The 9,308-nt window shown below is 73.0% G+C and carries 10 protein-coding genes; 3 read left to right on the plus strand and 7 right to left on the minus strand.

Annotation, left to right across the window (positions count from 1 at the left end; genetic code table 11):
• Nucleotides 1-2 precede the first annotated feature (2 nt).
• Nucleotides 3-806, minus strand: coding sequence for a serine hydrolase (locus MHY49_RS14340; RefSeq protein ID WP_239205180.1), 804 nt, complete (start codon nucleotides 804-806; stop codon nucleotides 3-5).
• Between the two features lie 25 nt (nucleotides 807-831).
• Nucleotides 832-1,440, minus strand: coding sequence for a DUF998 domain-containing protein (locus MHY49_RS14345; protein ID WP_239205182.1), 609 nt, complete (start codon nucleotides 1,438-1,440; stop codon nucleotides 832-834).
• 88 nt (nucleotides 1,441-1,528) lie between these two features.
• Between MHY49_RS14345 and MHY49_RS14350 the strand changes: the two genes are divergently transcribed.
• The gene (locus tag MHY49_RS14350) at nucleotides 1,529-1,888 is read left to right on the plus strand and encodes a MerR family transcriptional regulator (RefSeq protein WP_239205184.1); all 360 of its coding nucleotides are present in this window, start codon (nucleotides 1,529-1,531) and stop codon (nucleotides 1,886-1,888) included.
• Nucleotides 1,889-1,926: 38 nt separating this feature from the next.
• On the opposite strand, the gene MHY49_RS14355 is transcribed toward MHY49_RS14350, so the two are convergent.
• From MHY49_RS14355 to MHY49_RS14370, 4 genes are read right to left on the minus strand one after another with little or no spacing between them, the layout of a single operon-like run.
• Nucleotides 1,927-2,775 (minus strand): aldo/keto reductase, encoded by an 849-nt coding sequence (locus MHY49_RS14355; protein ID WP_239205186.1) that lies wholly within the window; start codon nucleotides 2,773-2,775, stop codon nucleotides 1,927-1,929.
• Between the two features lie 51 nt (nucleotides 2,776-2,826).
• On the minus strand, nucleotides 2,827-3,561 hold the full coding sequence (locus tag MHY49_RS14360) for an MgtC/SapB family protein (RefSeq protein ID WP_239205188.1): 735 nt from the start codon (nucleotides 3,559-3,561) through the stop codon (nucleotides 2,827-2,829).
• A gap of 13 nt (nucleotides 3,562-3,574) precedes the next feature.
• Nucleotides 3,575-4,084, minus strand: a complete 510-nt coding sequence (locus MHY49_RS14365; RefSeq protein WP_239205190.1) for an NUDIX domain-containing protein — start codon at nucleotides 4,082-4,084, stop codon at nucleotides 3,575-3,577.
• Complete coding sequence (locus MHY49_RS14370) at nucleotides 4,081-4,542, minus strand: hypothetical protein (RefSeq protein ID WP_239205192.1); 462 nt, start codon at nucleotides 4,540-4,542, stop codon at nucleotides 4,081-4,083. Before MHY49_RS14370 ends, MHY49_RS14365 begins: the two co-directional genes overlap by 4 nt.
• Nucleotides 4,543-4,598: 56 nt before the next feature.
• Between MHY49_RS14370 and MHY49_RS14375 the strand changes: the two genes are divergently transcribed.
• Together MHY49_RS14375 and MHY49_RS14380 are read left to right on the plus strand one after the other, a co-directional pair.
• Nucleotides 4,599-5,573, plus strand: a complete 975-nt coding sequence (locus MHY49_RS14375; RefSeq protein ID WP_239205194.1) for a DMT family transporter — start codon at nucleotides 4,599-4,601, stop codon at nucleotides 5,571-5,573.
• Between the two features lie 53 nt (nucleotides 5,574-5,626).
• Nucleotides 5,627-7,465: a glycoside hydrolase family 15 protein gene (locus MHY49_RS14380; RefSeq protein WP_239205196.1), complete on the plus strand. Its 1,839-nt coding sequence runs from the start codon at nucleotides 5,627-5,629 to the stop codon at nucleotides 7,463-7,465.
• A gap of 12 nt (nucleotides 7,466-7,477) precedes the next feature.
• Here MHY49_RS14380 and MHY49_RS14385 read toward each other — a convergent pair whose 3' ends face one another.
• Nucleotides 7,478-9,106: an HNH endonuclease signature motif containing protein gene (locus tag MHY49_RS14385; RefSeq protein ID WP_239205198.1), complete on the minus strand. Its 1,629-nt coding sequence runs from the start codon at nucleotides 9,104-9,106 to the stop codon at nucleotides 7,478-7,480.
• Nucleotides 9,107-9,308: the final 202 nt, after the last annotated feature.

The raw sequence follows: 9,308 nt of genomic DNA on the forward strand, positions 1-9,308 counted from the left end.
GCTCAGCGCACCAGATCCTCGGGCAGCAGGTCCCGGGTGAGCGCGAGGATCCGCTCGTCGGCCTCCGCCTCGTCCCATCCGCAGGTCATCACGGCGAGGACGAGGGGGCGGTCCTCGTCGGCCCCGCCGCCGCCCACCGCGGCGACGTCATGGCGGAACCCGTCGACCCAGCCGGACTTCGACAGGACGGGCACGCCGGGCCGCACCGCGCGGCCGATGATCCGGATCCGCTGTGCGGCGAGCGCCTCGCGCGCGAGATCCCGAGAACCTGGCTCCAGGGCGCCACCGCCCCGCACGATCGTGTCCAGAGTGCGCGCGAGGTCCCGCGCGCTGGTCTCGTTGGTGCGGCCCGCGGCGAGCGCGGCGCCGTCGCCGATCATCCGCTCGACGCGCGTCGCGGGCAGCTCCAGGTCCGCGATCACGGAGGCCACGGCCTCGAGGCCGACGAGGGAGAGCACGTGGTCCGTCGCCTCGTTGCTCGAGCGGTCGATCATGCGCACCAGCAGCTCGCGCACGGAGATCTGCTGCCCGTCGTCCGGATGCGTCGGATCCAGATGGTCGCCCGCGAGGGTGAAGGGCGTCCCGCCCTCCCCCGTGAAGGTGCGGGTCGAGGGGACCGCGGCGTCCGGATCGAGCTCCCCGCGATCCGCGGCGCGCAGCGCGGCGAGGAGCACGTGCAGCTTGATGGTGCTCGCCGCGTAGAAGGGTCGGTCGGCCTCGCTGCTCGAGAGCTCGCGGCCCTGCGCGTCCAGGAGGCACCAGGCGATCGCGGTGTCGGAGGGGGCGGAGGCGGTGGGCAGCGTCATGCTCTCGACCCTACGGGGACTGCGGTCACGCGGCGGCCAGGCCCACGCCCACGATCAGCGGCGCCAGGGTGACGGCGAGGATGAACACGCGCTCGCTGACGCCGAAGGTGCGCTCGCGCAGCGCCGGCACCAGCAGGGAGACGACGAGGCTTACCAGGGCGATCGCCGCGATCACGTGGAGCACGGGCAGGATCCCGGGCGCAGGCGCCCCCGCGGCCTCGGCGAGCAGCCGCGTGAGCGGCCCGATCGTCGAATACGCGATCGCGAACCAGGCGACGGCGAGCACCAGGTGCAGCCGGCCGCGGGAGGTGACGGGCTCCCCGGGCGCATCGGTGGGCACGCGGGGCATCACCGCGAGCACCACGGCCAGCACCAGCAGCCACGTGCCGAGCCCCGTGTGCGAGGTCGCAGCGGGGAGCACGAGGACCGTGATGCCCAGGACCGCCCAGGCGGCGGCCGCGAGCCACGAGGCGATCGCGGCGAGGCGCCGAGTGCCGGGCGCGGAGGACGCGGCATAGTCGCTCACCGCGTGCCGCACGGGGTGGATGCCGCCGGGGCGCACGTGCAGGGCGACCAGCGCGAGCAGTCGGAGGATGAACAGCACGGACGCGACGAGCGCGAGCACCTGGGCCACGGGGATCTCCTGGACGGACGGACGAGGGGGTCGAACGTCTGGGACGCTAGACCTTCCAGTCACTGGAGGGTCAAGGAGGAGGATCCCGATGCGCATCGGCGAGTTCGCCCGCAGGACCGGGCTCACTGCATCAACAGTCCGCTTCTACGAGGAGCGGGACATGTTCAGCCCCGGTCAGATCACCCGCGGCCCCAACGGCTACCGCGACTTCGGGGAGGACGCCGTGCAGCGCGTGCGGCTGGTCCTCGCGGGGCGCGACGCGGGCTTCTCCCTGCAGGACATGCGCACGCGCATGGCGCACTGGGCGGACATGGACGACGCGGAGCGCCGCACGCTGCTCACCGAGCAGCTCGCCGTCGTCGATCGCCGCCGCGAGGAGCTCGAGCGCAGCCGCGCCACGATCCTCGGGGCGCTCTCGGTGCTCGAGGGGCGCCGGCCGCCCGCGTAGACCTGCCGGGGCCCGCGGGCGGCCGGTCGCTCACGGCTTCAGGCGCCCTGGTGGCCCGTGAACTCCCCGGGGTGCTTGCCCTGCCGTCCGCTCTCGCCCCGGTGGAGCGCGGTGATCCGCGCGATCTCCTCGTCCGAGAGGGCAAGGTCGAGGGACGCGAGGTTCGAGACGATCCGCGCGGGCGTGACGGACTTCGGGATCACCACGTCGCCCAGGGCGAGGTTCCAGGCGATGAGCACCTGCGCGGGGTCGGCCTCGTGCGCGCGGGCGATCTCGAGCACCACCGGGTCCTCGAGCTCCCCACCGCCCTGGCCCAGCGGCGACCAGGCCTCGGTGACGATGCCCTTCTCGGCGTGCAGCGCGCGCAGCTCCGGCTGGTTGAAGAAGGGATGCAGCTCGATCTGGTTGAGCACGGGCAGCACGCCGGTCTCCGCCTCGAGCATCTCGAGGTCCTCGGCGCGGAAGTTCGAGACGCCGATCGAGCGGATCCGCCCCTGCTCCTGCAGCTCGATGAGGGTGCGCCAGGTCTCCAGGGCGAGCCCTTTCTCCGGCGCGGGCCAGTGGATGAGGTAGAGGTCAAGCTCGTCCAGGCCCAGATCGGACATGGTGGCGTCGAAGGAGCGCAGCGTCGCCTCACGCCCCTGGTCCTGGTTGGGGACCTTCGAGGTCACGAAGAACTCGTCGCGCGCGAGGCCCGAGGCGGCGAGCGCCCGGCCCACGCCGTCCTCGTTGTTGTAGCCGCGGGCGGTGTCGACGTGCCGGTAGCCGGCCTCGAAGGCCTGCACGACCACGTCGGCCGCGACGTCGGGCTCGACCTGCCAGACCCCGTAGCCGAGCTGCGGGATCGTGCGTCCGTCGTGGAAGCGGATGGAGGGTGCGCTGGTCATGGTGCTCCTCGGATCGGGTCGCTGCGGTCGTCCCCAGCGTAGCCAGGGCCGTCAGTCGTCGTCCGCCTCGCCGCCCGATCTGCCCTGGTTCTTGGCGAGCGAGACCCGCTCGACCCCGTCGACCTCGAGCAGCGGCGGGATCAGGTCGCGCACGGGCGGGCGGCCCAGGAAGCGGATGTCCATGACGATCTTCGGGCCGCCGTCGGCGCCCGTGATCTTCCGGGAGTTCTCGATCGAGTTCGTGAAGCCGGCGCCGGTCGCGGTCGCGAGGATGTCGCGCAGCGCGCCCCGGCCGTCGGCGTAGGTGACGCGCAGCAGGCGGTGACGATCGGGGCCGGGCACGCGCCGCACGAGCGGGGCGATGAGGAACAGCGTGATGAGATGGAGGGCGGTGAGGGTGATGCCGAGGGAGAGCATGCCGCTGCCGCAGGCCATGCCCACGGCGGCCGAGACCCAGACCGTCGCGGCCGTCGTCAGCCCGCGCACCATGGAGCGGCCCTTGAAGATGACGCCCGCGCCCAGGAAGCCGATGCCGGAGACGATCTGGGCGGCGATGCGCGAGGGGTCGAGGTTGACCTCGTCGCCGAGCACCGCCGCGAAGCCGTAGGCCGAGACCAGCGTGAAGGCGCACGAGCCGAGGCCCACGAGCACGTGGGTGCGGTAGCCGGCGCTCTTCTGCCGCATCTGGCGCTCGAGGCCGATCAGCGAGCACAGCACGAACGTCGCGACCAGCAGCTCGGCCTCGACCAGGCTCGTCGGCTGCACGAGTCCCACCAGGGGGTCCATGTCCGCCTCCCTCCTAGAGCTCGACGGGGCCGAGGCCGACGGGTCGGATCGACGGGTCGGCCCGCAGCCAGTCGGCGATCGCCCGCGGGCGCACGTCGAAGCGGTCCAGCTGGTCCACGGGCAGCCAGGAGGTGCCGACCTGCCAGGCGTCCATCTCCGTGGTCGCCTCCGCGCGGGGCTCCTCACCGGGCTCGAGCCCGCACCAGAAGCCCACGTTGAGCTGGTGGGACAGCGGGATCTGCTCGCGGCGGAAGCCACCGATCTCGGTGAGGAACTCCCACACGCACGCCACGCCGTGGACGCGCACGCGGGCGCCGATCTCCTCGGCGCACTCGCGCACGAGCGCCTCGGCCTGCGTCTCGCCGTACTCCTGCCCGCCGCCGGGCAGGTCGAAGACGTCATGCCCGTCGACGTCGGAGCGGTTCATGAGGATCGCCCCGTCGCGCAGGATCAGCGCCTTGACGCCGACACGGGGCCCGAGGGCGTGCGCGGGGTGGGGTTCTACGCGGTCCCCCCGGCTCACCCGAGGGCCTCGCCCGAGAGCGGGTCCTCCCCGCCGTCGGTGCCGTCGAGGTCGACGCCGTCGGCCGCGATGTCCTCGTCGACGCCGCCCAGGGCGTCCACGTCCTCGGTGTCGCCGTCGAGCTCGGAGACCTCCTCGGCGTCGTCCCCCTCGGAGACCATCTCGTCGCCGTCGCGGTTGCCCTGCTCGGCGGCGGCCGAGTCGTCCTCGCCGAGGCCGCTCGGGTAGTCCGAGTCGTAGAACGAATCGTCCTCGGCGTCGCGGTCGCGCTCCTCCTCGAGGATGTCGTCGGCCCCCTCGACGCCGGTGCCCTCGGGCCCCTCGGCGCCGGGCTCCACGTCGGGGTCCTCGTCCTCGTCCTCGTCGTCGATGGCCGCCTCGAGGCTGCTCTCCTCGGAGAGGTCCGACGGCGTCGGGTCGGTGAGGTTCGTGAGGTCCTCGTCGTACTGCTCGGTCATGATCGACTCCTCCGTGTCGGGAACTCCTCGAGTCTACGGACCTAGAGTGGACCCCCGTGGCAACCTCCCCTCTCTCCTTCTCGCTGGGCCGTGCCCCGCGCTGGGCGCTGCCGGTCGCGCTGGCGGGCGGACTGCTCTCCGCCGTGCAGTCGCGCATCAACTCGCGCCTGTCCACCGAGCTCGCCGACGGCTTCACCGCCTCGGCCATCTCGTTCGGCACGGGCCTCGTGATCGTGCTGGTCATCGTGCTCTCCCGGAGGTCCCTGCGGGAGCGTGCGGTGACCTTCGGGCGCGATCTGCGCATCGGCGCGCTCCCCTGGCCGCTCGCGCTGGGCGGGATCGGCGGGGCGACCTTCGTGCTCGGACAGACCTTCACCGTCGCCCTGATCGGGGTTGCCCTGTTCATCGTCTGCGTCGTCGCCGGCCAGACGGTCACCGGACTGGTCGTCGACCGCGTTGGCCTGGGCCCCGGCGGCGTCCGCCCGCTCACCGCTCCCCGGCTGATCGGGGCCGCGCTGATGGTGCTCGCGGTGGGGCTCGCGATGTCCTCGGGCGTGGGCGTCGACGTCCCCTGGCCGCTGCTCGTGCTGCCCGTGGTCGCGGGGGCGGCGATGGGGCTGCAGCAGGCGGTGAACGGCCGGGTCTCCCAGCACACCGGGCACTTCATGATCGCCACCCTCGGGAACTTCGTCGTGGGCACCGCGATGCTCGTGCTGGTCGCGGTGGTCCACGCCCTCGCCGTCGGGCACGGGCCCGCGCCGCTCCCCGCGAATCCGCTGCTCTACCTGGGCGGCGCGATCGGCGTCGTGTTCATCGCGATCGCGGCGCAGCTCGCGGGCCCACTGGGTGTGCTCACCCTCGCGATGACGACGATCGCCGGGCAGATCGTGGGCTCGGTGCTGCTGGACGTCCTCGCCCCCGCGGGCACCGAGCACCTCACCCCGCTCACCCTGGTCGGGGCGGTCCTCACCCTCGTCGCCGCCGCGGTCACCGCGGGCATCGGCCCCGCGCGCAGGAGGAGCGGCTCCTGACCTCACGCGGTTCCTGACCGCCGCCCGCGACCGCGGGTGCAGAATCGGGTGGCATGGAGCATCGCGAGCACCGCATCGAGGACCACGCCCTGCTGTCGGACCGACGGGGATCGGCCCTCGTCACCCGCGAGGGCCGCATCGACTGGCTGTGCATGCCCCGCTTCGACTCCCCCGCCGCGCTCTGCGCGCTGCTGGGCGATGACCGCAACGGGCACTGGACGCTGGGCATCCGCGGCGGCGAGGCCACCTCGCGCCGCTACCACGAGGGCACGATGATCCTCGAGACCACGTGGCGGGGGCCCGACGGGACCGCGCAGGTCATCGACATGATGCCCTCGGACATCACGCCCGAGGAGGCCGCCGAGGACCCGTCGGCCGACGAGCGCGCCGACCTGGTGCGCCTGGTGCGCTGCACCGAGGGCAGCGTCGAGGTCGAGCAGCAGCTGCGGATCCGCTTCGAGTACGGCGACGTGGTGCCGTGGGTGCGGCGGCGAGAGGACTCCGAGGGCGCCTCGGTGATCTCCGCGGTGGCCGGCGCGAGCGCACTGGCCCTGCGCGGCCCGGGCCTCACGGCGAGCGACCACGTGCACACGGGGCGCCACGTGCTGCACGCCGGCGAGGAGCAGGCGTGGACGATGACCTGGCATCCCTCGTGGACGGAGCTGCCGCGGGCCGTGGACCCGCAGCGTGCCATCGAGCGCACGGGGACGGCGTGGCGCGAGTGGCTGGGGCGCGTCGAGGTCGACGACCGCTACCGGCCGGAGGTGACGCGCTCGCTGCTCGTGCTGCACGGCCTCTCCGACGTGATCGCGGGCGGCATCGTCGCGGCGCCCACGGCGAGCCTGCCGGAGGACTTCGGCGGGGAGCGCAACTGGGACTACCGCTACTGCTGGCTGCGCGATGCGGCGCTCTCGCTCGAGGCTCTGCTGGGCCACGGGCACGTGGAGGCGGCGTTGGGATGGAGGGACTGGCTGCTGCGCGCGATCGCCGGGGACCCCCAGCACATGCAGATCATGTATTCGATCTCCGGGGAGCGCTCGCTGCCGGAGCGGGAGCTGGGCCACCTCTCGGGCTTCGCGGACTCGCGACCGGTGCGGGTCGGCAACGGCGCGGCAGTCCAGTACCAGGGCGATGTGGTGGGCGAGGTGCTGGTGGGGTTCGCTGCCATGCGCGAGGCGGGGCTCGAGGAGACCACGTGGTCGTGGTCGCTGCAGCGCTCACTGCTGGAGTTCGCGTGCTCGCATCTGGAGACGCGGGACCAGGGCCTGTGGGAGATGCGCGGGGAGCCCGCCTTCTTCACGCATTCGCGGGTGATGATGTGGGCCGGCTTCGACCGGGGCGTCCGCGGCGTCGAGGAGCTCGGGCTGCGGGCGAAGGACGGGGAGCTCGAAAGATGGCGGGCGGCACGCGATCACCTGCGGGACGAGATCCTGCGCGAGGGCGTGGGGCCCGACGGCGCGTTCACCCAGACCTACGGCAGCACCGAGGTGGATGCCTCGCTGCTGCAGCTCGCCCGGATCGGCTTCGTGGATCCGGAGGATCCGCGGATGGTCGCCACGGTGCGTCGGATCGAGGACGAGCTGATGACCGACGGCGGTCTGGTGCTGCGGTACCGCACGACGGGTCAGGACGGACTCAGCGGGAACGAGAATCCGTTCCTGGCCTGCTGCTTCTGGCTCGCCGAGTACTACGCGCGGGCAGGGCGCATCGAGGACGCGCGGCAGATGCTGGATCGGGTCCTGGCGTGCGGGAACGATCTGCTGCTGTTCTCCGAGGAGTACGACGACGCGCACCAGCGCATGGCCGGCAACTTCCCGCAGGCCTTCAGCCATCTGGCTCTGGTGCGCGCGGTCGATGCGCTGTGCGAGGCGGAGGGCAGCGCCGCGCGCTGATTCGCGCGGGGGTCAGAACGGCGGTGGCGGTGCGCCCGACGGCGCATCCTGCGGTGGCCTCTCGGGCGGGGACTCGTCCCTCGCGCACTCGGTGCGTGCTCGCAGGGCCGCTTCGCGCTGGTCCCGGAGGGCCCGGATCCGTGCCCAGGAGTCCTCGAGGTCCTTCGCGATCGCGGGGGTCGCGAGGTCCGTGTCGTCCTCCTGGAAGATCCGCATCTCCTCGTCGACGCTCCAGAGGGTTCCGGTGCGCCCGGTCGGCGAATGGGAGGCATCCACGCGGACCGGATCGATGCGGCGGGCGGTCTTCAGGGCGTGGTGCTTCCAGCACAGCAGGTGGAGGTTGTCCACGGAGGTCCGGCCGCCGTGCAGCGGGTCCTCGTGGTCGTACTCCTCGATGTGGTCGGCCTCGGTCGCGCAGGATGCAGGGCGTCGGCAGCCGGGCACGGCGCAGGTCGTCATCCGCACGCGCAGGTGCTCCCGCATGGCCTGCGGCGCCGCGTAGCGCTCGGCGGGCGCGGGCAGGAACTCCCCGGTCACCGGGTCGGTGAGCAGCCGGTACCAGGCGTCCTCGCCGGCGGCGAGCTCGCGGGCCATCTCGGCCGGGATCGGGATCCGACCGTCGAGCATGCCGGGGGCGTCGCTGTGGCCCATGAGCGACAGCAGCGGGACCGTCACGTTCATGCGGAAGGACGCGGCGCTCAGGCCCACTCCGTCAGTGTTCAGGTCTGCCGTCGTGAGCAGGTGGTAGCGCAGCTCGGACAGCGACAGGGGCCTTCCCCGTTCGGCCGCGCGGCCCTGCGGGTCCAGGGGGACCTCGACTCCGGCCTCGAGCGCGTGGCGCTGGGCGGCCTGGAGAGTCCGCGCGGCATCGTCGAGCCGGCGGGCGAGCTGCAGCAGCTCGGGGACCGGGCCGACGATCCGCAGGCACGCCGTGCCGTCGTCCCCGCCGTGCTCGAACTCGACGCGCCGCCGCGCCTCGACATCGAGACGGGGCGGCAGCCCGCGGCGCTCGAGGAGCGTCGCGACGACGGTGCCGAGGCAGCGGCTGAAGTGCTCGGAGGTGATGCCCGGGTCCCAGTCGCTCACGGTCGCATCGACCAGCGCCATCTCCTCGTCGGTGAGGCCGAGGGTGCGGCGCAGCAGCTCGCGGAACCACGCGGCGGGGAACTCCCCGGCCCGCAGGCGGGCGAAGACCCGCGGGCAGAGGTCGACGCCGCGGTGCCCGTCGCGGATGCGGCGGTAGGCGACGGTGTCGGAGCAGCGGAGCGCGGCCGCGACCAGCAGGTCCTCGCACTGGGCGTCCTCCGGCGTGCAGCCGCCGGTATCGCGGCCGCGCCAGGACGGCGCGAGGGCGGCGAGGGACGCGGCGAGCTCTCGTGACTCGCGCACGCCCTGGTCCCAGATGCTCTGGACGCGCTCGGTGACCTCGAGGGTCGGTGAGACGTCGATCCGCGCGGCGATGGACTCGCGCGTGAGGGGGCGCGGGGAGCGCGGGCGGATGCGCTGGATGGGATCCTGAGCGGCGCGCTCCGCCTGCTGGGCGCGCAGCAGGTCCGCCCTCTCGCGTGGGAGCGCCATGCCGGGGAACAGGGCGTGGTCGCCGAGGATCTCCTGGCGCGGGCCCGGGTCGAGCGCGGTCATCCTGTCCCCCTCTCCTCCGCGTCGAGGAATCGAACACTCGTTCGATTCTCCGCCCATCGTATCGGGCGAATCGGACATCCGGAAGACGCCGGGAGAGGATGTGGAAAAGACCGAGCTGGGGAGGAAGGACGCACCGGGAACCGGGCGCACCTGCGGGGTGAACAGGGCGGATACCACGAAGCGAAGGGAGACGACCCCGACC

It is taken from the genome of Brachybacterium sp. ACRRE, assembly GCF_022346485.1.
GTDB classification, from domain to species: domain Bacteria; phylum Actinomycetota; class Actinomycetes; order Actinomycetales; family Dermabacteraceae; genus Brachybacterium; species Brachybacterium halotolerans.